20 protein-coding genes, 2 tRNA genes and 1 pseudogene are annotated in these 21,374 nt (G+C 67.1%); 8 read left to right on the top strand and 15 right to left on the bottom strand.

Going from position 1 to position 21,374, the window contains the following annotated elements:
• Positions 1–305: pseudogene (locus tag C447_RS05010) on the bottom strand (DNA-directed RNA polymerase subunit B''); the annotation flags it as partial.
• Positions 305–535, bottom strand: a complete 231-nt coding sequence (locus C447_RS05005; RefSeq protein ID WP_007691516.1) for a DNA-directed RNA polymerase subunit H — start codon at positions 533–535, stop codon at positions 305–307. The gene C447_RS05005 and the pseudogene C447_RS05010, both read right to left, overlap by 1 nt.
• A 242-nt stretch (positions 536–777) precedes the next feature.
• Here C447_RS05005 and C447_RS05000 point away from each other — a divergent pair.
• A tRNA-Asp gene (locus C447_RS05000) sits at positions 778–850 on the top strand.
• A 116-nt stretch (positions 851–966) separates the two neighbouring features.
• Here the strand turns inward: C447_RS05000 and C447_RS04995 are convergent.
• From C447_RS04995 to C447_RS04965, 7 genes are all read right to left on the bottom strand, one after another.
• Positions 967–2,715, bottom strand: coding sequence for an asparagine synthase-related protein (locus C447_RS04995; RefSeq protein WP_007691514.1), 1,749 nt, complete (start codon positions 2,713–2,715; stop codon positions 967–969).
• Between the two features lie 117 nt (positions 2,716–2,832).
• Positions 2,833–5,148, bottom strand: coding sequence for a right-handed parallel beta-helix repeat-containing protein (locus C447_RS04990; protein WP_049904373.1), 2,316 nt, complete (start codon positions 5,146–5,148; stop codon positions 2,833–2,835).
• Positions 5,149–5,392: 244 nt separating this feature from the next.
• Entirely contained in the window at positions 5,393–6,133 is a 741-nt protein-coding gene (locus C447_RS04985; protein ID WP_007691510.1) for a protein-L-isoaspartate O-methyltransferase family protein, read from the bottom strand.
• Positions 6,134–6,567: 434 nt separating this feature from the next.
• Positions 6,568–7,188 carry a protein-L-isoaspartate(D-aspartate) O-methyltransferase gene (locus C447_RS04980; RefSeq protein ID WP_007691509.1) on the bottom strand — a complete coding sequence of 207 codons (621 nt, stop codon included), beginning with the start codon at positions 7,186–7,188 and terminating at the stop codon, positions 6,568–6,570.
• A gap of 1 nt (position 7,189) precedes the next feature.
• Positions 7,190–7,834 carry an HVO_0476 family zinc finger protein gene (locus C447_RS04975; RefSeq protein WP_007691507.1) on the bottom strand — a complete coding sequence of 215 codons (645 nt, stop codon included), beginning with the start codon at positions 7,832–7,834 and terminating at the stop codon, positions 7,190–7,192.
• Between the two features lie 65 nt (positions 7,835–7,899).
• Entirely contained in the window at positions 7,900–8,106 is a 207-nt protein-coding gene (locus tag C447_RS04970) for a YgaP family membrane protein (protein ID WP_007691505.1), read from the bottom strand.
• Between the two features lie 41 nt (positions 8,107–8,147).
• Complete coding sequence (locus C447_RS04965) at positions 8,148–9,101, bottom strand: aminopeptidase (protein ID WP_007691503.1); 954 nt, start codon at positions 9,099–9,101, stop codon at positions 8,148–8,150.
• 81 nt (positions 9,102–9,182) lie between these two features.
• On the opposite strand from C447_RS04965, the gene C447_RS04960 reads away from it, so the two are divergent.
• Positions 9,183–10,196 (top strand): type II glyceraldehyde-3-phosphate dehydrogenase, encoded by a 1,014-nt coding sequence (locus C447_RS04960; protein WP_010612537.1) that lies wholly within the window; start codon positions 9,183–9,185, stop codon positions 10,194–10,196.
• Positions 10,197–10,545: 349 nt separating this feature from the next.
• Positions 10,546–10,929, top strand: a complete 384-nt coding sequence (locus C447_RS04955; RefSeq protein ID WP_007691499.1) for an Hsp20/alpha crystallin family protein — start codon at positions 10,546–10,548, stop codon at positions 10,927–10,929.
• Between the two features lie 282 nt (positions 10,930–11,211).
• On the opposite strand, the gene C447_RS04950 is transcribed toward C447_RS04955, so the two are convergent.
• Both C447_RS04950 and C447_RS04945 read right to left on the bottom strand, forming a co-directional pair.
• Positions 11,212–12,075 carry an ATP-grasp domain-containing protein gene (locus C447_RS04950; RefSeq protein ID WP_007691496.1) on the bottom strand — a complete coding sequence of 288 codons (864 nt, stop codon included), beginning with the start codon at positions 12,073–12,075 and terminating at the stop codon, positions 11,212–11,214.
• Positions 12,076–12,115: 40 nt separating this feature from the next.
• Entirely contained in the window at positions 12,116–12,646 is a 531-nt protein-coding gene (locus C447_RS04945) for a 50S ribosomal protein L16 (protein ID WP_007691494.1), read from the bottom strand.
• Positions 12,647–12,735: 89 nt separating this feature from the next.
• Here C447_RS04945 and C447_RS04940 point away from each other — a divergent pair, with 89 nt between their 5' ends.
• On the top strand, positions 12,736–13,737 hold the full coding sequence (locus C447_RS04940; RefSeq protein ID WP_007691492.1) for a glutathione S-transferase family protein: 1,002 nt from the start codon (positions 12,736–12,738) through the stop codon (positions 13,735–13,737).
• 403 nt (positions 13,738–14,140) lie between these two features.
• On the opposite strand, the gene C447_RS04935 is transcribed toward C447_RS04940, so the two are convergent.
• The gene (locus tag C447_RS04935; protein WP_007691491.1) at positions 14,141–14,404 is read right to left on the bottom strand and encodes a hypothetical protein; all 264 of its coding nucleotides are present in this window, start codon (positions 14,402–14,404) and stop codon (positions 14,141–14,143) included.
• Between the two features lie 309 nt (positions 14,405–14,713).
• Between C447_RS04935 and C447_RS04930 the strand changes: the two genes are divergently transcribed.
• The 4 genes from C447_RS04930 (at position 14,714) to C447_RS04915 (ending at position 16,947) form a co-directional block, all read left to right on the top strand.
• Positions 14,714–14,798, top strand: a tRNA-Leu gene (locus tag C447_RS04930).
• A 390-nt stretch (positions 14,799–15,188) separates the two neighbouring features.
• The gene (pheA, locus tag C447_RS04925) at positions 15,189–15,995 is read left to right on the top strand and encodes a prephenate dehydratase (protein ID WP_007691489.1); all 807 of its coding nucleotides are present in this window, start codon (positions 15,189–15,191) and stop codon (positions 15,993–15,995) included.
• A gap of 36 nt (positions 15,996–16,031) precedes the next feature.
• Positions 16,032–16,451: an Hsp20/alpha crystallin family protein gene (locus tag C447_RS04920; protein WP_007691488.1), complete on the top strand. Its 420-nt coding sequence runs from the start codon at positions 16,032–16,034 to the stop codon at positions 16,449–16,451.
• Positions 16,452–16,491: 40 nt separating this feature from the next.
• Complete coding sequence (locus tag C447_RS04915) at positions 16,492–16,947, top strand: peroxiredoxin (RefSeq protein WP_007691486.1); 456 nt, start codon at positions 16,492–16,494, stop codon at positions 16,945–16,947.
• Between the two features lie 10 nt (positions 16,948–16,957).
• Here C447_RS04915 and C447_RS04910 read toward each other — a convergent pair whose 3' ends face one another.
• The 3 genes from C447_RS04910 to leuS all read right to left on the bottom strand — a co-directional run bounded on the left by C447_RS04910 (position 16,958) and on the right by leuS (position 21,329).
• Positions 16,958–17,419: a hypothetical protein gene (locus C447_RS04910; protein WP_007691485.1), complete on the bottom strand. Its 462-nt coding sequence runs from the start codon at positions 17,417–17,419 to the stop codon at positions 16,958–16,960.
• A 69-nt stretch (positions 17,420–17,488) separates the two neighbouring features.
• Positions 17,489–18,616, bottom strand: coding sequence for a winged helix DNA-binding domain-containing protein (locus C447_RS04905; RefSeq protein ID WP_007691484.1), 1,128 nt, complete (start codon positions 18,614–18,616; stop codon positions 17,489–17,491).
• 67 nt (positions 18,617–18,683) lie between these two features.
• Entirely contained in the window at positions 18,684–21,329 is a 2,646-nt protein-coding gene (leuS, locus tag C447_RS04900; protein ID WP_007691483.1) for a leucine--tRNA ligase, read from the bottom strand.
• Between the last annotated feature and the right edge of the window lie 45 nt (positions 21,330–21,374).

The following is a 21,374-nucleotide window of genomic DNA, read 5'->3' as shown; positions in this document are numbered from 1 at the left end:
ATCTCCATGAAGACCGGTGCGGAGTAGGTGATGTTGCGGAGGCGGGCTTCCTGGGGGTAGAGGCGTTCCTCGCTGCCGTCGGCCTCCCGTACCCGCGGCGTGACGACCCGGACGTCGCCGAGTTCGACGAAGACGGGCTCCTCGCCCTCCTTGTCGCCGATGTCGGTGTCGATGGTCTCCTTCTCGTCGACGACCTGTTGCATCCCGCGGCCGAGGAAGTCGTTGAACGAGCTGAAGTGGTGTTCTGCGAGCCGTTCCTGGGAGAAGTACTCCCGTGAGATCGAACGTCGTGTGTCCCTGTTCATTAGTCGATGACGAGCCGATAGACGACCGCTTGGTCGGTGGTTCGTGAGTCCCGAACGATCCGGATCACGTCGCCGGTCGCGGCCTCGTCGGGGAGCGCCGGGTCGGTGCGTTTGATCTTCGGGAGGTCGGTGCGTTTGATGTCGTACTCTGCGAGCACCTCGTCGATCTCGGAGTCGTCCTCCACGACGGTGTGCTCCGGGACGAGCGTGTGCTGGCCGACGTCTACCATGTGTGTCTAACTGGGGAAGAAGTGGCTATCACGAGATACTACAGCCTGTATAGGGTCCAGAACCTTAACCATTCCGACCGCGAGCGGGCGCTCTTCCGGGGTCGCGAACGACGGTCGGGGATGGCTGCCTCGCCTCGATTTCGACCGGACGCACGACGCGATGGGATATAGCGTTTCGGGCTCGGCCGTCGGTCGGTTTGGAAACGTTTAACCGTCCGTCCGGACAACGATGAGTTGTCGGTGCCCAGGTGGTGTAGTGGCCCATCATACGACCCTGTCACGGTCGTGACGCGGGTTCAAATCCCGCCCCGGGCGCTTTTCGAAGCAAGACGACGAGCCGTGTCTCCGTTGGCTGGCAGAACAGTATAACACACCAGCGGTGGGTGTGAAAGCTCCGTTTCGGCTCGTGTTCGGTCGGTTGGGACCGCGATTCAATCCAGGTTGCGTTCCATCCAGAGTTCGAGCGTCGTGATCGCCGCGATCGAGGTCACCATGTGGTCGGCGTCGCCGGCGAGATGTTCGCGGCGGAGGCGTCGGATCGTCTCGGCGTCGAACACCGACCGCTCGCAGGCCCGTTCGAGGAGGTCGTCGAAGAACTCACGCACCCGTGGATCGTTCCGGTACCACTCGTCGGTGGTGCTCCGACCGCCGTAGGTGGTTCGCTTGAGGAGCCGTGCGGCGGCGGTGGTGGTGAGAAAGCCCGCGACGTGGAGCGGGTAGGGATACTTCGGCGCGACGCCGGTTCGTTCGTAGCGGATCGTGGCGAGGTCGGGGTTGAGGTCGCGCGTCAGCGTGAGCTTCGCCGGCGTCACGCCGAACGGGATCGTCCCGTTCGTGAACGGCACCGTCCCGATCCGATACTTCAGCGGGAGCCGGGCGACGTATTCGAGGAACTCGCGGTGGGCGAACGGCACGCGGGTGCCGGCCCGGCTCCGCGGGATCTCGTTGCTGGCGAGCGTCATCCGGGCGTAGTAGTTGTCGAGGTGGGCTTCGAGTATCGTCCCCTTCTTCGTCCGGGCGTCGCTGCGTTCGGCGGTGTCGACGAACGACTGGAGCGGGTCGACGTCCGCGGCGAGCAGGTCCGAGACCGTCCCGTGGTCGACCATCGCCTCGCTCCAGTACATCGATTCGACGGGGGAGTCGGTGCCCGTGAAGTGACGCCGCCGGAGGTGATGGCCCATCAGTTCGCCCTGCCCCGCACCCTCCATCAGGACACCGGCGTGGTCGTCGGGGAGCGCGTAGACCGAGAGGAGGTTGAGGAACGAGGACCACCGGAGCATGCCGTCGGTGAGGTCGACTGCCTCGCCGAGGCGCTCTAAGAACAGCTCCGGGGTGAGTTCGACCTGGTCGATACCGATGTCGAGGTGGTCGGCGACGCGACGGGCGAGCGCGGGGTTGCCGCCGCCGCTCGGGTTCGCGTCGTAGGTGTAGGCTTCGAGGTCGTCGAACGCCCGACCGGCGTGGCGTGCGAGCTCGCCCGCCATCGTCCGGCTGTCGAGCCCGCCGGAGAGCCACAGCCCGGCGTCGTCGTCGATCGTTCCCGCCGTATCGTCGATGACGGTGCGATAGCGGTCCGCCAGACGGGTGAGGTAGCCGTCGTCGGGAAGCGCATCGAACGACGGCGACCAGTACCGGTCGGTCGAGACCTCACCCGCGCGGTATTCGAGCACCGTGGCCGGCGGGAGACGCGTGACCCCCTCGACGAGGGTTTTCTCGCCCCAGACGTAGCCCATCAACAGCATATCACTGACGGCTCGTTCGTCGACCGTCGGGTCGTCGAGGCGGGTGATCAGCGGGGCGAGACCCGACGCGAACGCGGTTCCGTCGTCGAGGTAGTAACACGGCCGGGTTCCCAGTCGGTCGGTCGCCACGATCAGTCGGTCCGTCGTCTGGTCGATCGCCGCGACCACGAACGGCCCGTCGAGCCGAGCGAGAAGCGCCGCGGGGTCGTCGAACAGCGACTCGAAGAGTTCGTCGGTCGAGAGCCCGAGCCGGTCGCGGTTCGTTATCGCCCCGTTGACGACGGCGGCGCGGTCGCCATCGTCGTAGGTCAGTCGTCCGCTCGGGTCGCGGTCGCCGTGGTGGACCAACCCGAGCGCGTAGTCGTCGGTCTCGAAGGTCTCGCGTTCGTACCACGGCTCGTCGTGGAGCGACGACGCTGCGTCCTCGAGGGCCGCCATGGAGAGAGAACCGCCGAACACACCGGTCATGATACGTCAGGAATCAGGTGCGCGGCGGATAACGATACCGATGCGGGATGGAATAGCAACACGAAAAAACGGTAACCGAACGCGGCGTTACTCGTCGAGCGTCTCGGGGTCGGTGGTGATCGAGACCGAGTCGTCGATCGAGGCCTGGACGAGTTTGCCGGTGTAGCTGTACTCGTCGCGGAACGAACCGACGCCGCCCGAGACCGAGGAGCCGTCGTCCGAGATCGGGTCGGAGGAGTCGTCGATGTGTTCGAGCGTGCCGGTGACTTCGAGCGAGTACTCCGTTCCCGACTCGTCCTCGCCCATCACCGTGATGGTGCCGGCGTCGTCGTCGAGTTTGATCGTCGCGTAGTCCTCGACTTCGAGCGCGACGAGTTCGCCCTCGTACTCGTAGGCGTCACGGTAGCTCTGGACGCCGCCGGTGGCGGTGTTGTCCGAGATGTCGTCGTTGTCGTCCTGGGTCGCGCCGCCGGTCTGTGACTTCTCGAGGTCACCGCTCGTCGAGAACTCGTAGGGGATGCGGCCGCCCTCGGTGCTGGTGTCGGTGATGACGAGGTTCGCGCTGTCCTCGGGCTCCGGCATGTCGGACTCGTCGATGTCCCCGCTGAGTTCGTTGTCCGAGCCCGAGCCGTCGGAGTTGCCCGACGACTCGTCCGAGTCGTCCGAGGATTCCTCCGAGTCACTCGACGAATCGTCCGATGAGGAGTCCTCTGAATCCTCGCTCGAATCCGAATCATCCGAGTCGTCCGAATCGGACTCATCCGAGGATTCCTCCGAATCACTCGACGAATCGTCCGATGAGGAGTCATCGGAACTCTCGCTCGAGGAGTCATCCGAATCGCTCGAGGAGTCATCCGAATCGCTCGAGGAGTCATCCGAATCGCTCGAGGAGTCATCCGAATCGCTCGACGAATCGGACTCGTCCGAGTCGTCCGAGGATTCCTCCGAGTCACTCGACGATTCGTCCTCCGAGTCACTCGACGATTCGTCCTCCGAGTCGTCCTCGACCGACGACACCGAGGAGCCGTCGTAGCTCGACGACGAGAGGCTCGGGGCGGGGCAGGAGCCGCCCTGGCTGATGTTGCTCTGTTCCACGTCGCTTCCGGAGAGCTGGAGACCCTTCCCGCCCGCGCTGATCGTGGTGTTCGCGACACGACTGTCGCTACAGTTCTCGAGGAAGATGCCCTTCCGGCTCCCCTCGGTTTCGACACAGCAGTCCTCGATGGTGGTGCCGTCGCGGCCCTGGATGAGGATGCCAACGAGGCTGGTCGCGTCGCCGGTGACGCTGACGCCCTTGAGCGTGCCGCTCCCGGAGCCGCCGTCCGGGTTCGACGCACGGATCCCGTAGCCTTCGGAGTTCATCTCGACGCGGGTGTTCTCGATGGTGAAGTCCCCACTGTAGTTCGGGAACACCTTGATACCGGTATCGGCGTTGGCCTCCGAGCCGATGCTGACGTCACAGTTACGGATCGCTGCGCCCGAGCCGCCGCGGTCGCTCTCGATACGGATCCCGGAGCCGTTGAGCATCTCGCCGGCGTTGTCCGACCGGCTCTCGGAGACGTCGACGACGGCGGTCACGCCGTCGACGTAGCTTCCGTTGCTCCCGATACGGACCTGGGAGAGGTCGTTGTTCTTGTAGAGTCCACCTTCGACGTGGACCTCGCCGGACGTCCGGCTGCCGTAGACACCGTTGCCCGAGAAGCCCTCGACGTTACAGTTACGGAGGGGGATGGTGCCCTTGTTCTCCTCGCCGATCCAGACGCCGACGCGGCCGTACGCACCCATCCGGCCCTCGTTGTGGAGGACGATGTCCTGGACGGTACCCGAGCCGCCGGACGACCGGACCATCGGGGAGAACGCCTGAAGCGCTGCGTCGGAGTCCCCCTTGCTCTGTCCGGTTGACGAACTGATACCCTCGCCGAGCATCTTCAGGCCGTGAACCTGGAGGTTGTCGTCCGGCGCGACCTGAACGTCCGGCGTGGCGTTGCTCTGGTCGATGGTAATGTTCTCGACGAGAACGCCGTCGCCACCGTTGATGTTCAGGGCCTTGCCGTTGTAGTCGTCGGGGACGGTGAACGTGACGTCGCCCTCGCCGACGATACCGAAGTTGCTCTTCCCGCTGACGTTGGTCTGACCCGAGAGCTCGTAGTCGCCCGACGGGAACTTCAACAGGGTGTTGCTTTCGGCGGCGTCCTCGATCGCGCTGGTGGCGTCACCAGCGTCGCCCATGTCGACGACGTTGTCGAAGCTGATCCCGTGGCGCTCGGTCGCCGCTGCCCCCTCCCCAGCGAGCAACGGTACCGAGACGGCGGCTGCCCCTGCAGCCTTGAGATACGACCGTCGGCTTGGTTTGAAACTGCTGTCTGTGCTGTCGCTATCGTCGCGTGTTCCGTTGCGCGGCATCGTCTGCTAATTAGGCATCCGTAAAATACGGCTTCTGGCCAGTTAGTTGCATTTACTTACTTTTCGTCGGATCGTGGCCACGTTTCGTGCCAGTCAATGATACTTCGATTTCTATAGGCAGTGAAAATATCTCGGATCGCGACTCGAACGGGGTTCGGGTGCGCGAGTGGTAGTGTGTGTCGCGCATGGGTAGCCGATGGACGTGGCCGGTGAACGTAAGCCCGAGGAAGGAGCGCGGCGAAGGTCAGCTCTGGCGGTCCCAGTCGATCCAGTCGTGTTCCCAGCCGGTTCGGCGCTCGGCTATGGCGCGTGCGCGCTCGCGGTCCTCGCGAACGGTGCGGTTGCGTTCGATCGAGTCGGACTGTTCGCCCTCGACGAGCAGCGGGGCGAAGCTCGTGGGTCCGAACCGTGTCTCGTGTCCCGCACCGTCGACGGCGACGAGCGACTGGTCGCGTGTGCCGACCGGCATCACGAGCCGACCGTCCGACGCGAGCTGGTCGGTGAGCGCGCGCGGCGGTCGCACGGCGGCGGCTTCGAGCAGTATTCGGTCGAAGGGGGCGTACTCCGCCAGCCCGTACGCGCCGTCGCGACGGTCGACGAGGACGCCGCCGTAGCCCGCACGCGCGAGGTTCTGCCGGGCGTCGAAGACCAGCCGGCGCGAGATATCGACGGCGTGGACGTGCTGTGGGCCCGCGATCTCGGCACAGACCGCGGCGGTGTAGCCGACGCCCGCGCCCACGACCAGGACGCTGTCGCCGGGGGCCGGCGCGAGCGCCTCGATGAGGCGTGCGACCGTGCTCGGGGCGAGAATCGCGGTTCCACGGTGATCGAACGCGCGGTCGGCGTACGCGGCCTTCTCCTCGGCGACGAACTCGTGGCGTGGGACCGCCCGGAGCGCGGCGCTCACGCTCGTGGTCTCGACGACCCCCTTGCTCTCGTGTTCGAGTCCCGCGACCATGTCGTCGCGCAACACCGCCGGATCCATACCCGAGATCCGTCCCCATCGGTCTTGAATCGCGCGCCTTCACCGGCCGGTCGAGGGGCCCATGACGACCGGTCATCCGGCGGCTCCCGCGCTCTATCCACAATTTTCGCCGTCCACCGGCGGTGCGGATGCTGTGGCGCACGCTCGCGGTCGTGCGCGAACGGACGTGAGTCCGCGACCGCGGACACTGTGCGAGGTCTGCGCGAGCAGCGCGAGCGCAGGCTCGTCGGAGCGAAGCTCCGACGGTGGATGAGCACCGCAGTGAGTGACGCGAGCCGTCGGCGAGCGGAGCGAACGAATCGGTTGGGAGGCGTGTGGCCTGTGCGGGGTGACGGCGGGGCGGTGCGGTCTCTCGTTTGGGTCGGGACTCGCGGTCGATTCAGCCCCTTCAACCCCCTCGACAAAAACGTGAAGAGCCGTTCCTTCGACCCGACTCAGCCCTGCATCCGAACGAACCGAACCCCGCCGTGCTTCTCGACGTCGAGATCACCGCCTTCCTGCTTGGTCGCGCGCACGAGGGTCTGTCGTCGCGTCCCGACCGGCGCGACGATCCGACCACCAAGGCGGACCTGTTCGACCACGGGGTCGGGGATCTCGGGGGTGGCGCACGTCAGGTAGGCCGCGTCGTAGGGCGCGCCCTCGGGCCAACCCTGGTGGCCGTCGCCCACGCGAACCTCGACGTCGTAGCCCAGGCGCGCGAGGCGCTCGCGGGTCGCGACCGCGAGGGGTTCGTAGTACTCGACGGACCGGAGATGTCCGACTACTTCGGCGGTGACGGCGGCGTGGTAGCCACATCCGGTGCCGATCTCGAGTACCGAGTCGCCGGGGTCGAGCCCGAGCAGGTCGGTCATCATCGCCACCATGTGGGGCGCGCTGATGGTCTGGCCCTCGCCGATCGGGAGCGGGCGGTCGTCGTAGGCCGCGCTCCGGCGCGCTTCGGGGACGAACTCGTGGCGCGGCACGGCCAGCAGCGCCTCGCGGGTCGAGTCGCGCTCGATACGGCCCTGGCGGTCGAGTTGTGCGACTAACCGCTCCCGCTGGGCTCGGGTGTCCATCTCACCACACGGACCAGGCCGAACTCGACTCGTCGTCGGCGTAGACCCGATTGACGTCCTTTGCGAACGCCATGTCGCCCTCGTGGTCGAGCCGGTCGAAGCCGTAGCCCGTGGCGTCGGGCCGGAGGTGGATCCCCTTGACGGTGAACGACTCCTCGCCGAGGTCCTCGCGCTCGCCCACGGTGAACTCGTAGTCGCCGGGGACCCGGAGTTCGACACCTCTGGTCTCGTCGCCGCCGTCCGCGGGATTGAGGGTGATGTCGACGCTGACGTTGCCGACGACCCGCGTCCAGACCGTCTCGATCGCTTCGGTGGTCGCGTCGTCGGTCCGTCCGCCCTCGACTTCGAGGCTCGTGATCCGAACGGTCAGCAGGGCCTCGGGGGTGTCGAGCACGAACTCCTCGCCGACCGCGAGCCGCTCGCCGAGCGGGATCTCGGTGGTGGTCGAGAACGAGTCGCCGTCCTGGGAGACGATGACGTCGCGCTCCCGCATGTCGGGTTCCTCGACCTTCACCTTGTGGACATGGCTGCACTCGCTGCACCGAACCGTGGCCTGGCTCCCGGGTTTGAGGACCTCGTGGACGACCGCGGTGTCGGGTGAACACGCCGGACAGGACGTCGCGACGCGTTCGGTGGCCTGAGTCATGTCGGTCCTATCGGGCGCGCGAATAAAAGCCGTGGTGGTCGTGCGTCGCTGGGTCCGTCCGGCCGTCACTCACTCGTCGTGTCGACGCCGAACAGCCAGTTTGCCCCGCAGAACCCTGTCAGAGCGTTCTGCAGCAGTCCGAGCCCCGCGATCCCGGTGACCATGCAGACGGTTTTCCGCCCCGACCGAAACGCACTGATGGCGGTCATGACCAGCCAGATGCCGATGACGCCACGAACGACCCGGTCGGTTTCCCCGACGTTCTGTCGCATGGACGTCGCTTCGGCGTCGACCGAGAAGTCACTTGCTCGTCCTACTGCGGAAGTTCCACTTCCTCGCCGTCGGCGTAGACGGTAGGGTCGCGCAGGATGCCGTCGAGGTGGAGCGGGGCCTGGGTGTCCCCGCCGATACCGTGGTCGTCGCCGATGGCGATATGCACTGTTCCGGCGGCTTTCTCGTCGAGGAGCACCGAACCGACCAGTTCCGTGACCGCGACGTTGGTACCGATGCCGAGCTCGGCGAGGTTGTAGGCGTCCTCGCCCACTTCCTCCGCACCGCGTTCGACCTGCTCGCGGATGTTGTCGTCGGAGATCTCGGTGACCAGACCGTCCTCGACTTCGAATCGAAGTTCCCTATCGAGCAGGCCGTGGGGCATCATCGTGCCGTCGACGACGTAGGTTCCCTCGGCGGTCTCGGGGCTGACGAACACCTCGCCGGCGGGGAGGTTCGACATCACGCCCGCCTCGTGGACGATGCCGGTGTCCGCGAGCCACTCGTGTGCGCCGGGTTCGAAGGTGATGTCGGTGCCCGCGGGTGCGGTCACCCGGATCTCGTCGGCCCCCTCGACCGCGTCGAGTACGGCCTCGCACGCCGACTCTATCTCCCGGTAGTCGGTGTTCAACCCCGTCCGAAAGACCTCCTCGGTGATGCCGGGGAGGGTGGCGATACGAGCACCGGCCTCGTTCGCGCGCGAGCGCGCGCGAGTGTGACTCAAACTCATCGTGGTCGGGCAGAGCACCACGTCGCTGCTGCGCATCGTGGCCGCCACGGGCGTCGGGGGTTCGGTGCCGTGTTGTGAGCCCGGCGGGTAGCGGACGAGGACCGCGTCCTCGGTTACCTCGTGGGCGGCTTCGTAGAGCGCTTCGCCGATGGCGAGACGGTCGTCGTCGGTCACCACGGCGCACGATTCGTTCGACCGGAGCGCGAGACACTGATTGATGGCGGTCTCGGCCGCCCGTTCGAGGGGCGTCCCGTCTGCGTGGCTCATGGCCCGAGCACGGGGGCCGCGCGCTTAGGCTTTCGGCCGGCGCGCGAAACGGTTATGCCCGTCGCTCGAACACACGAAGACATGCTCAAGGTCGGCGTCAACGGCTACGGTACGATCGGCAAACGCGTCGCGGACGCGGTCGTCGCCCAGCCGGACATGGAACTCGTGGGCGTGGCGAAAACGCGGCCGAACTTCGAGGCCGAACGCGCCGTGGCGAAGGGGTATTCCCTCTATGCCGCCATCGAGGAGCGCGCCGACCAGTTCGTGAAGGCCGATATCGAACTCGCGGGGCTGGTCGACGAACTCGTCGAGGAGTCCGACGTCGTCGTCGACGCGACCCCCTCGGGGATCGGCGCGGAGAACAAGTCGCTCTACGAGGCACACGACACGCCCGCGCTCTATCAGGGCGGCGAGGACGCCGAGATGGTGGATACGAGCTTCAACGCGCGCGCGAACTTCGCCGATGCGAGCGGGGCCGAGCACGTCCGCGTGGTCTCGTGTAACACCACGGGACTCTCGCGGCTCGTCGCGCCGCTCGAAGCGGAGTACGGGATCGAGAAGGTCCGCGCGACGCTGGTTCGGCGTGCCGGCGACCCCGCCCAATCCGGGCGCGGCCCGGTCAACGACATCCTCCCGAACCCGATCTCCCTTCCATCGCACCACGGTCCCGACGTCCAGACGATCTTCCCAGACCTCGCGATCGACACGCTGGGGCTCAAGGTGCCGGCGACGCTGATGCACATGCACAGCGTGAACGTCTCGCTCGAAGCCGAGCCGGACGCGGAGGAGGTCAGGGAACTCCTCGAAGGCGAGTCGCGGCTGTTCGTGGTGCCCGAGCGGTTCGGCATCGACGGCGCGGGCAAGCTCAAGGAGTTCGCGCTCGACGCGGGTCGGCCGCGGGGCGACCTCTGGGAGAACTGCCTCTGGGGCGAGTCGGTCTCGATGGAGGGGAACGACCTCTACCTGTTCCAGGCCATCCACCAGGAGTCGGACGTCGTGCCCGAGAACGTCGACGCGGTGCGCGCGGTGGCGGGAACCGCCGATGCCGCCGAGAGCGTCGAGACGACGAACGACGCGCTCGGCATCGGGTTCTGAGGCCACGACTCGACAGCTCGAACTGAATGCGTTGGTGCGCGCACACGGTCGGCGCGAACGACGGTGAGCGCCGACCGCGAATCGGCGTGCGAGGGATGAGCACCGCAGTGAGTGAGTGAAACGAGCGAACGAGGAGCGCAGTCGGTTGGGGAGGTATGTGGTGGTCGCGGAGCGGTGCTGTGCGGGGCGGTTGCGGAGGTGTTAGTAATTGTACCGCGAGTGAGCCGGAGGCGAACGAGCGGCCCTTTTTAGTCCAGGTTTTTGCGAGGAGTGGTGCGCGTCAGCGCACCCGACGAAGTAAAAAAGTGGTAGCCTAACCCTTTTGTCCCGCCCTCGCATACCAGTGGCTATGCAACCGGGCGACCGTGACGACCGCGACCCGTTCGAGGACATCTTCAACGAGATAGAGCGGATGATGGACGGGATGATGAACGGGAACGTCGACATCCACACCGACACCATCGACGGCACCGGTGCCCACGTCGACGTCTACGAGGACGACGAGTCGGTGCGCGTCGTCGCGGACCTCCCGGGCATCGAGAAGGACGCCATCGACCTCACCTGCGACGGTCGCCGGCTCACCATCGACGCCGCCGGCGACCGCCGCGAGGTCACCGAGCGCGTGCGGCTGCCCACGCGGGTCGACGAACGCTCGGCGAACGCCACCTACAACAACGGCATCCTCGAAGTCGTCTTCGAACGCAGCGACACCTCCGCCGACATCGATCTCTAAAGCCCCACTTTTTTGCTGCGTCGGGTGCGCTCCGCGCACCACTCCTTGCAAAAACCTGGACTAAAAACTGCCGCTCACTCACCTTCGGCTCGTTCGCGGTACGATAACTTACCAACCGCCGAACCGCTCCGCACAGCACCGCGACCACATCCGCCGAAGCCCTCGCGCCTCCGGCGCTCGCCCTTCATCCGCCAGGACCGCACCGCCACCGCAGCCGCACCGCCACGATACGGCCGCACCGCTGCCGCCCCGCGCCGCCACCGCAGCCGCAGTCGGCGGCACTCAGACCCGAGCTTCGATGAGGTCCGCGAGGTCGTCGTAGAAGCCGGGTTCGTACTTCGTCGCGGCGTCGATGGTCGGCCGGGCGTTGGTCTCCGAGACCACCGCGCGGTCGTCGTTCACGAGGATGTCGACCCCGAGCCACGGGATGTCGAGGGTGGCCGCGGTTTGCTCGGCGAGCTCCCGGAGGTCGCCGGGGAGGTCGACCCCGTCGGCCTCGGCCCCGCGGTGGACGTTGTGCTTCCAGCGGCCCGTCGCCCGTTCGGGCTCGGGGAGTCGGCGCTCGACCGCACCCGCGTACTCCCCGTCGATACACATCGCGCGGTAGTCGGTGGCGTCCGGGAGGTACTCCTGGACCAGAAACGAGCGGTCCGCGGTCGCGGGGTCGTCGTGGATCAATCGGAGGTAGTCGGTCACGCCGAGGAACGAATCGAGGTCGTCGACTTTGACCACGCCCGTCCCCCGGGTCGTGGAGTTCGGTTTGACGACCACGGGCGGGTCGAACGCCTCGAAGGTCTCGACGATCGAGGCCTCGTCGATCGGATCCGAGACCAGCACGCTTCGCGGGGTCGGGAGGCCCGCCCGCGAGAGGCGAGCGAGCACGTCGGCCTTGTTCCGCGAGGTCAGGATGTCCTCACGGTCGTTGACCCACGGCACGTCGAGCAGCGCGTCGGCGACCCCGCCCTCGATGAGCCGCGAGGGATGGACGAAGCCGACGTCGAACCCCTCCCACTCGGAGCCCGGGTCGGTCAGCGGGATCGTCCGCTGTTCGGTGACGACCTGGTCGACCTCGATGTCGCGGTCGGCCAACGGCACGCGCATCCGCTCGAACGTCTCCTTCCCGGTGGCGACCGCGAGTCTGAGCATACCGTACCGAAACCCGCCGGCGACAAAAGCCTTCGAGAACTCAGGCGACGAGCAGCTCTTCGCCGCGCTCGACGGTGATCGTACACGGGGTGCCGACCTTGTTGTACGCCCGCCGGAGGGCGTCCTTCGCGACGTCGGCCTGGTCGGGCTCACACCAGATCGTGAAGAGGCGCTCACCGGCACTGATCCGCGCCGCGGTGCCGACGGGCTTGCCGAAGGCCTGTCGCATCCCGTCGGAGACACGGTCCGCGCCCGCGCCCGTCGCCTGCTTGTTCTCCCGGAGGACGTGGTGGGGGAACTTTCGGAGGATCATCTTGTAGTTGCCTTCCCCGAAGTTCTTGATGAGATATCGGTTCGCCGAGAGGCGCGAGGCCTCCATCGCGCCGTGGCGGATCTGTATCTCCTCGTCGACCGAGAGGCTGATCTGGACGGGGTACTCCTCGGGGTCGGTGCGGACGTCGCCCATCTTGTGCTGGGCGACCGTCGAACCCGGAATCCCGGTGATGTACTCCTTGCGGGTGTACGCGGGCTTCGAGATCTCCCGGTACATCGAGGCGGGTTTGTCGGACATAGTACGAAGTGGAACGCCGAGAGGGCGAATAAACCCATCGAAGGAGTCCCACCACACGCCCTATGAACGACGGGCCCCTTAGACCACCCATGAACATGCTGGTCGACGGCGAGTGGCGAACCGACGCCTATGAGAGTACGAACGACGACGGCGAGTTCGACAGACAGGAGACGAGCTTTCGGAACTGGGTCGAGGCGGACCCGGACGCCGAGTTTCCCGCCGAGTCCGGCCGCTATCACCTCTACGTCTCCTACGCCTGCCCGTGGGCCCACCGGACCCTCGTGACGCGCGCGCTCCGCGGGCTCGAAGACGTCGTCTCGGTCGACGTCGTCGACCCCTACCGAGCCGAGGACGGCTGGCAGTTCACCCCCGGGAAGGACGGTACGACGCCCGACTCGCAGAACGGCTTCGACTACCTCCGCGAGGCCTACGTGAAGGCCGATCCCGAGTTCACGGGCCGCGTGACGGTGCCCGTGCTCTGGGACAAGGAACGAGAGACCATCGTCAACAACGAATCCGAGGAGGTGATGCGGATGCTCGACACCGCCTTCGACGAGTTCGCCAACGACGCGACGCTCTATCCCGAAGGCAAGCGCGACGAGATAGACGAGACGATCGACGCGATATACGAACCGATCAACAACGGGGTCTATCGCGCGGGCTTCGCGGGGAGTCAGGACGCCTACGAGAACGCCGTTTCCGAACTCTTCGACGCGCTCGACCACTGGGAGGAGGTCCTCGCCGACCAGCGCTACCTCTGTGGTGACGCCCTCACCGAGGCCGACGTCTGTCTGTTCACCACGCTGGTCCGCTTCGACGACGTCTACCACACCCACTTCAAGTGCAACGTCCGGAAGATCGCGGAGTACCCGAACCTCTGGAACTACCTGAAGGAGCTCTACCAGCTCCCCGGGGTGTCCGAGACGGTTCGGATGGACCATATCCGCGAACACTACTACCGAACCCATCCCGACATCAACCCCAAACGGATCGTCGCGGTCGGGCCGAACCACGACTTCGAGGCCGACCACGACCGCGACCGGATAGCCGGTGGCCCACCCCGGGAGCTCGCCGGTCTCTCGGCCGACTGACGACCGGCGGACCCGGTTTCGTGTCGTAGCGAGCCTCTTCAGAGGGGAGGTGAAGACTTACAACTGAATGCCCGTTAGCCGCCATTGTGGAGGGAGACCCGGCGGGAGTGGACCAGGACAGACGTTCTCGGCCCGACGAGACCGATTCTCCGCCTTTGGTTCGGGGATCGTGTCGGTCCCGGTACATGGAAAGGTGATAACCAGCCGCCAGCGATGGCCCTCGTATGCCGATCGCGACCTGCCCGAACTGTGGCGGAGAAACGTGGTACGACGAACCGGGCTGCCGTCGCCCGGGTCAGTATACGCTCCCCTGCGCCCTCTGTGGTCGCGTGCTCTCGATTCCATAGCGTTCGCCCCGGCACTGACGGTCTTCCCCGGCCGTTCCGGGGGCCGTCGGTTCGGGTCAGTCGGTCGACGGGAGCTCGATGTCGTCGACCGTCGGCTTCTTCAGGAGGATGTACGCCCACATCAGGGCACCGACCGTGCCGGAGACCGCGGCGAAGACGAGCCCCATCGTGAGATAGGTCAACGAGTAGGCGAACCACACGAACGCCGCGGTGGCGGAGGTGAGTCGGGGGATCCGACTCTCGGCATCCCGGAGCGTCGGTACCAGCGCGACGATCTGAACCGTCGTGAGCGAGACGAAGACGAAGTCGGCGAGCGCCATCCGTGCTACCCTCGCTCACCGTCCCGTCCGGTGTCGTCCCCGTGGACCACCCACCCGCCGGGTCGCGACCCGTCGACCGTCGCCTTCGTACCATCCCGCCGCACCGTATGGCGTTCGAAACGACCGATTTCCATCCAACCGGGTCGTTCGGCCTCGACCCACAAAAAAGACACAACTTCGACCGCCGTCGGTCGATCCACGGGCACGAACCGCCGGCGGCGAGGGATGTGGGGGCGTGGCCTGACACCCCGCCGCACATCGGACCGTCAACAAAGGGCTTTTATCGGACGGCGGGGTACGACAGACCGCGCGTGGGTAGCCAAGCCAGGCCAACGGCGCAGCGTTGAGGGCGCTGTCCTGTAGAGGTCCGCCGGTTCAAATCCGGTCCCACGCATACCACTCCACCTTTTGCTGCGCTCAGTCGCTCGCTAGCGCTCGCTCCCTCGCTGGCAAAATGTGGATCAAAAGCGCGTCGGGTTCCCTCCGGTCACCCTCGCGCCCGCTCGCTCGTTCCACTCGCTCGCGGTGCAATCACTATCCACACAGCAACCGCTCAGCAAACCGTACGGCACAGCGACCGCCAACCGCTTCCGCCGAAGCCCTCGGCGCTCGTTTCACTCGCGCCTCGCCCTTCATCCGCCAGGACCGTACCGCTACCGCGACCGCCCCGCCGCACCCGCCGCGGCCGCACCGCAACCGCCACACCGCGGGCCGCAACCGCCGCGGCCGCGCCGCCACCGCCGGACCCCACACGCTTTTGCCCGGGTGCGGGGAATGGCCACCGATGAGGATCGTCACGTTGGGTCCGGCGGGTACCTACTCCCATCGCGCGGCCGGGGCCGTCGGCGAGGGGGTCGAGTTCCGCGAATCAGTCACCGGCATCGTCGAAGCGGTCGCCACGGGCGAGGCCGACCGGGGGATCGTCCCGGTCGAGAACAGCATCGAGGGCTCCGTCACCGAGAGCCTCGACGCGCTCGCCGAGTTCGAGGTCGCGGTGGTACGCGAACTCATCACCCCGATCCGCCACGCACTGTTGGCGCAGACGGGCGATTTCTCGGTCGTGGCGAGCCACCCCCAGGCGCTCGCCCAGTGTCGGAGCTACCTCGACGCCGAGCACCCCGACGCGACCCTCGAATCCGTCACCAGTACCGCCCGAGGCGTCGAGCGCGCGCGAGAGGACCCGGACGTGGCGGCGATCGCCCACCCCGGCACCGCCGACGGCGGGCTCTCGGTGCTCGGCGAGGACATCCAGGACCGGACCTCGAACGCGACCCGCTTCCTCGTGGTGGCCCCGACCGCCGAGCGCTCGGCGGCGGGCGGCAAGAGCTCGCTGATCGTCTACCCCGACGACAACCACCCCGGACTCCTGCTCGACCTCCTCCGACCGTTCGCGGACCGCCGCATCAACCTCACCCGGATCGAGTCACGACCGAGCGGCGAACGCCTCGGGGACTACGTCTTCCACATCGACATCGAGGCGGGCCTCTACGAGGACCGAACCCGGGCCGCCGTCGAGGAGATCGAGACCCTCGCTGAGGCGGGGTGGGTCCGACGGCTCGGCTCCTACGATACCGAACACGTCGTCGAGTGAGATTTAACTGCCTCGCGAGCCTACAGTGAGGTGAAAATGTCCCGACGCAACCCCTTCGACGAGATCGAGCGGATGTTCGACCGCATGAACGACCAGTTCGGGCGGTTCGACGAGATGCCCGTCCCCGCGACCCAGTCGGTCTCCGTCGACCTCGCCGACGCCGGGGACAGCTTCGAGGTCACGGCCGACCTGCCCGGGTACGACCGCGAGGAGATCGACCTCTCGGTCGCCGACCGAACCCTCCGCATCACCGCCGAGCGCGACGAGTCGTCCGAAGAATCCGACGGCGACTACCTCCGGCGCGAACGCCACACGCAGTCGGTGAGCCGGTCGCTGACCCTCCCCGAGCAGGTCGAGGAAGGCGAGGCGAGCGCGTCGTACACCAACGGCGTGCTGACCGTGACGCTCCCGAAGGCGGCGAGCGATTCGGACTCGCGCAGCATCGACATCGACTGAGGAACGGAACCGACTTTCGGCACCCGCCCGGAGGAGGGACATGGTCCTCTCGACCGGCGACCCGGCACCCGACGTGAGCGCGACGAACCAGCACGGCGAGTCCGTCTCGCCGGACTTCGACGAGCCGACGGTAGTCTACTTCTACCCGCGCGACGACACGCCCGGCTGTACACTCGAAGCCAACCAGTTCGCGGCCGAACACGAGACCTACCGCGACGCCGGGCTGACGGTCTACGGTGTTTCGACCGACGACGTCGACTCCCACGAGCGATTCGCCGAGGACAACGACCTCGATTTCGACCTGCTCGCCGATCCCGAGGGCGAGGTCGCGAACGCCTTCGGCCTCGACGTCGAGGACGACTTCGTGGCCCGAACCACGTTCGTGCTCGCCGACGGCGAGGTCGAATCGGTCTACGAGTCCGTCGACCCCGACGGCCACGCCCGCGCGGTGCTCGAAGACGCGGACGAATCGGGGCTCGTCGCGCTCGACGGCTGAAGCGCCGCGCTCAGATCCGATCGCGAACGTTCCGTGCGGCGGTATCCGCGACCGCTCGCCACCCCGCCGGCCGCTCCGTCCCACGCTTCGGCGGGTCGAGTTCGAACTCGAGGGGGTGGTACTGGAACCCATTGAACGTCGTGGCGGCGGTGCGACCAACGAACTCGGCGTTTTCACGTTTCGAGGAGACCCCGCCGTTCGCGAGGTCGTAGTACCGGGTGAACAGCTGAAAGACGTCGACGCGACCGGCGAGCACGTCCTCGGCGAGGTGGCGAAAGAGCTTCGCGGTGTTGTCCGCCGGGTCCGCTCTGCGCCACTCCAACTCCACCACAACGAGGCGAGTCGCGGACTCGCCGGCCACGTCGACGGGCGTCCGCCCGATCCGGTGCTCGGTCGTCCAGTCGAAGTCGGGTGCGAGCGTCGCGAGGCGCTCCCGGAAGTGGGCTTGCACGTCTGCGGCGAATCGGCCCATGAGCTGGCCGCGGACCGTACCCCCAAACCGTTTGCGGGCCGGTCGACGCGGCGGAACACGCACTGGAGTTCAGTCGGGACGCAGCACGCGACACTCGATCGACTCGTCCAGGAACCGGCCCACGTCCGTCGCCTCGTGCTCTACTCGCTTCAGAATCGACTCGTCGAGCGACTCGAACGGTGTGACGTCGATGCCCGTCGTTTTCCGCGACCGGTCGAGTCGCCACGTTCCCACGACGCCCCCATCGACCAGCACGGTCGGCCGAATGATACCGCCACCTGGCCAGACGTGCGACTCGTAGCCGTCGGGGACCGGGCGATGTTCCTTCTTGTAGCCCAGCAGATACGTGTCGTAGCCGGGGAGCAGCCGGACCGAGAGGGATTCGATCGGCGGGTCGTCCGAGTCCGCCTGCTCCAGCATCAGCGCCTCGCCGGCGTCGGTCTCCAGTTCGCGTGCGTCGTCGGTCAGCGACGCCCACGCCGTCTTCACGTCCTTCGCGTAGAGACCGCTCCACGCCGCGAAGTCCGCACGGGTCGCCGGTCCGTACGCCGCGAGATAGCGCTGGGCGAGCGTGGCGAGCGCGTCGTCGTGATCGGGCGCAGGGCCGGGATCGACCCAGCTATCGAGACGGTCGTAGGCGTTCGTCCCATCGATGGGTGCGACTTCACAGACGACACCCCGGAGCGCCGCCCGCCGTATCAGGTGATAGACGGCCTGTGTCGCCGTGTCTACGGCGACACCGCGGTCGACGAGATGCTCGGCGATGCCTTCGCGCGTGAGCGGTCCCTCGTCGGCCAGCACGTCCCCGATGGTCTCGACGGCCGCTTCGACCCGCTCCTCGTCGAATCCCCACTCGGCGAGCCGGCGTGGGTCGGGGCCACGCGTCGCGAACGTCGGGCCGAACACCGCCAGCAACCACGGCAGGTCCGCCGTCGCGACGAGGTGGAAGGTCCCGCGCATACACCACGTCCGGACGACCGACCGCTCGTCGTAGAGCGCGCGTTCGACGTCCGTGGCCGTCAGCCCCCGACGCCGGGCACGCACCGAGAGCGCGGCGGCGGGTTTCTCCTGGGCCTGGATTCCACAGACCGACCCGACGAGATCGCCGACGGTCACGTCGTTGGCGGCCCGAGGCGCGATCCGCTGTGCTCGCAAGCGGTGTCGAAGCAGCCGTTCGCACCCGTCGGAGGCTGTCATGGGACGAATACGCGACGATCAGCAAAGAAGAGTGAGGGTGATCGATCGGGCGCAGGACGCTCCCGGCTCAGTCGATCTGGATCGCGGGTCGGCCCGGGGTAGCCTTCTTCGCCACGCTCTCGTCGGCCTCGTTGGCGGGGACGATCGTCACGTCGGCTTCGAACTCGCGTTCGAACAGCCACGCCGCCCGCCGGAGCGCGGCGAGTTCGGTCTCGGGCGCGAGCGCTTCGGTCAGCGACTGGTGGTTCGCCGCGAGGTCCTTCGCGTAGTCGGCAGCGGCCTCGCCACGGGTTCGGAGCGCCTCGTCGCGCATCACGCTTCCCACGACGTCGTCGTCGGCCTCGATGGCGATGTCGAGCGCGCGGTGCTTCCACGCGGGCGCGACCACGACCTCGATCTCCTCGGGATCCTCGATGTCGGCGACGTCGACGATGTGCCGGACGTCCTCGCGGGTGTTCTCGACCAGCCGGCGCTCGGCGGCGTAGTCGACGTCGCTCCCGGCGACCGGCCAGTCGGCCTCGGCCACGAAGCCGTCCTCGCCGAGCGCCTCCCAGCACTCCTCGGCGACGTGCGGGACGACGGGCGCGAGCAGCCGGACCGCGACCCGGAGGCCGCGTTCGAACGTCGACGCGTCGGGCGTGACCCGCTCGCGGTACTGCCGGAGCAGCGTGACCAGCGCGCGGGCCTCCCGGAGCGCCTCGTCGAACCGGAAGCCGTCGTAGCCCGTGGTCGCCGCGGCGACCGTCGCGTCGACCTCGCGCGCGACGTACTCGTCGATCGGGCGCTCCCCTGCTTCGGCCGTCTCGGTGGTTCCCTCGACGAACTCCGTGACGGTTCCATGGAGCCGTCGGACGAACTCGTTGTTCGAGCGCACGCCGCGGTCGGTCCAGTTGAAGTCCGTCTCGGGGCCCGCGACGCTCATCATGAACAGCCGCGCGGTGTCGGCACCGTACTCCGCGATGATCTCGTCGGGCGAGACGACGTGGTTCTGGCTCTTCGACATCGCGCGGTTCTCGAGCAACACCATCCCGTGATTCGTCAGGTTGTCGAACGGCTCCTCGACGTCGACCATCCCCATGTCCGAGATCGCACGGGTGAAAAAGCGGGCGTAGAGCAGGTGCAGGACGGCGTGTTCGACCCCGCCGACGTACCGGTCGACCGGCATCCAGTCGTTCGCGCGGTCGGTGTCGAACGGCGCGTCGTCGAGGTCGGGCGAGACGAACCTGAGGAAGTACCACGACGAGTCCATGAAGGTGTCCATGGTGTCGGTCTCGCGCTCGGCGGGGCCGCCACACTCGGGACACTCGGTCCGGACGAACGACTCGACCTCCTCGATCGGGTTGCCGGTCGGGGTCGGCACGAACTCCGGGAGCTCCACCGGCAAATCCTCGTCGGGGACCGGCACGGCACCGCACTCCTCGCAGTGGACGATGGGGATCGGGGTACCCCAGTAGCGCTGGCGGCTGATCAGCCAGTCGCGGAGGCGGTACTGGGTGTGGTGTGACGCGCTCTCGATGGTGTCGACGAAGCGGTCGCGGGCCGCGTGGCTCTCCAGCCCGTCGTACTCGCCGCTGTTGACCAGCACGCCGTCCTCGGTGTAGGCTCCGTCCTCGATGTCGAGCGAGCCGTCGCCGTCCGCGGGCGCGACGACTTGCCGGATCTCGATGTCGTACTCGCTGGCGAACTCGTGGTCGCGCTCGTCGTGGCCGGGAACACCCATCAGCGCGCCCGTACCCACGTCCGAGAGCACGAAATCTGCGACGTAAACGGGTATCTCCTCGCCCGTCAGCGGGTTGACCGCGTGCTCGCCCGTGAAGACACCGCGTTTCTCGTCGCCGTCGGCGTCCGGGTCAAGGGTCTCGACCTGGGCTTCGAGTTCGGGGTTTTCGGCGATCAGTTCCTGGGTGACCTCGTGACCCGGCGCGAGCGCGAAGAAGGTCGCGCCGTGGACGGTGTCGAGCCGGGTCGTGAAGGCCTCGCACCCGCCGAACCCCGGGATCTCGAACTCGACCCGCGCGCCCTCCTGGCGGCCGATCCAGTTGCGCTGCATCCCGCGAACGCTGTCGGGCCACCCGTCTAGGTCGTCGATCCCGTCGAGCAGTTCGTCGGCGTACTCGGTGATCGAGAGGAACCACTGGTCGAGGGTTCGTGACTCGACGGGCGTGCCACACCGCCAGCAGTGTTCGTCCTCGCCCTCGACCTGCTCGTTTGCCAGCACGGTCTCACACGAGGGACACCAGTTGACCTCGCCGCCCTTCTGCTCGGCGAGGCCGTCCTCGTAGAATTGCTTGAAGAACCACTGATTCCATCGGTAGTAGTCGGGTTCGCAGGTCGTGACCTCGCGCTCCCAGTCGTAGCCGAGCCCCACCGACCGCATCTGGTCGCGCATGGTGTCGATGCAGTCCATGGTCCACTCCCGGGGGTCGCTCTCGCGTTCGATCGCGGCGTTCTCGGCGGGCATTCCGAACGAGTCCCAGCCCATCGGGTGGAGGACGTCCTCGCCCTGCATCCGGAGGTAGCGGGCGTAGGCGTCGGTGATGGTGTAGTTCCGGACGTGGCCCATGTGGAGCTGGCCCGACGGGTAGGGGAACATCGCGAGGACGTAGGCCGGGTCGGTCGCGTCGTTCGGCGTTCGGTAGACGCCGGCCTCGTCCCAGCGAGCCTGCCAGGTCTGTTCGATGGCGGTGTGGTCGTAGGTGTCCTGTCGAGACATGAGAGACGGCTTGGGTGTCATTGACCACGGTCGGGTTTTTACCTT

The sequence above is a fragment of the Halococcus hamelinensis 100A6 genome (assembly GCF_000336675.1).
Lineage (GTDB): Archaea > Halobacteriota > Halobacteria > Halobacteriales > Halococcaceae > Halococcus > Halococcus hamelinensis.
The sequence above is the reverse complement of the archived record's forward strand: the minus strand, read 5'-3'. Positions and strand labels throughout refer to the sequence as shown.

What these genes read in the sequence shown, in the direction of transcription:
- C447_RS05005 (WP_007691516.1), bottom strand. Translation starts at nt 535, where the DNA reads ATGGTAGACGTCGGCCAGCACACGCTCGTCCCGGAGCACACCGTCGTG.
- C447_RS04995 (WP_007691514.1), bottom strand. Translation starts at nt 2,715, where the DNA reads ATGGCGGCCCTCGAGGACGCAGCGTCGTCGCTCCACGACGAGCCGTGG.
- C447_RS04990 (WP_049904373.1), bottom strand. Translation starts at nt 5,148, where the DNA reads ATGCCGCGCAACGGAACACGCGACGATAGCGACAGCACAGACAGCAGT.
- C447_RS04985 (WP_007691510.1), bottom strand. Translation starts at nt 6,133, where the DNA reads ATGGATCCGGCGGTGTTGCGCGACGACATGGTCGCGGGACTCGAACAC.
- C447_RS04980 (WP_007691509.1), bottom strand. Translation starts at nt 7,188, where the DNA reads ATGGACACCCGAGCCCAGCGGGAGCGGTTAGTCGCACAACTCGACCGC.
- C447_RS04975 (WP_007691507.1), bottom strand. Translation starts at nt 7,834, where the DNA reads ATGACTCAGGCCACCGAACGCGTCGCGACGTCCTGTCCGGCGTGTTCA.
- C447_RS04970 (WP_007691505.1), bottom strand. Translation starts at nt 8,106, where the DNA reads ATGCGACAGAACGTCGGGGAAACCGACCGGGTCGTTCGTGGCGTCATC.
- C447_RS04965 (WP_007691503.1), bottom strand. Translation starts at nt 9,101, where the DNA reads ATGAGCCACGCAGACGGGACGCCCCTCGAACGGGCGGCCGAGACCGCC.
- C447_RS04960 (WP_010612537.1), top strand. Translation starts at nt 9,183, where the DNA reads ATGCTCAAGGTCGGCGTCAACGGCTACGGTACGATCGGCAAACGCGTC.
- C447_RS04955 (WP_007691499.1), top strand. Translation starts at nt 10,546, where the DNA reads ATGCAACCGGGCGACCGTGACGACCGCGACCCGTTCGAGGACATCTTC.
- C447_RS04950 (WP_007691496.1), bottom strand. Translation starts at nt 12,075, where the DNA reads ATGCTCAGACTCGCGGTCGCCACCGGGAAGGAGACGTTCGAGCGGATG.
- C447_RS04945 (WP_007691494.1), bottom strand. Translation starts at nt 12,646, where the DNA reads ATGTCCGACAAACCCGCCTCGATGTACCGGGAGATCTCGAAGCCCGCG.
- C447_RS04940 (WP_007691492.1), top strand. Translation starts at nt 12,736, where the DNA reads ATGAACATGCTGGTCGACGGCGAGTGGCGAACCGACGCCTATGAGAGT.
- C447_RS04935 (WP_007691491.1), bottom strand. Translation starts at nt 14,404, where the DNA reads ATGGCGCTCGCCGACTTCGTCTTCGTCTCGCTCACGACGGTTCAGATC.
- pheA (WP_007691489.1), top strand. Translation starts at nt 15,189, where the DNA reads ATGAGGATCGTCACGTTGGGTCCGGCGGGTACCTACTCCCATCGCGCG.
- C447_RS04920 (WP_007691488.1), top strand. Translation starts at nt 16,032, where the DNA reads ATGTCCCGACGCAACCCCTTCGACGAGATCGAGCGGATGTTCGACCGC.
- C447_RS04915 (WP_007691486.1), top strand. Translation starts at nt 16,492, where the DNA reads ATGGTCCTCTCGACCGGCGACCCGGCACCCGACGTGAGCGCGACGAAC.
- C447_RS04910 (WP_007691485.1), bottom strand. Translation starts at nt 17,419, where the DNA reads ATGGGCCGATTCGCCGCAGACGTGCAAGCCCACTTCCGGGAGCGCCTC.
- C447_RS04905 (WP_007691484.1), bottom strand. Translation starts at nt 18,616, where the DNA reads ATGACAGCCTCCGACGGGTGCGAACGGCTGCTTCGACACCGCTTGCGA.
- leuS (WP_007691483.1), bottom strand. Translation starts at nt 21,329, where the DNA reads ATGTCTCGACAGGACACCTACGACCACACCGCCATCGAACAGACCTGG.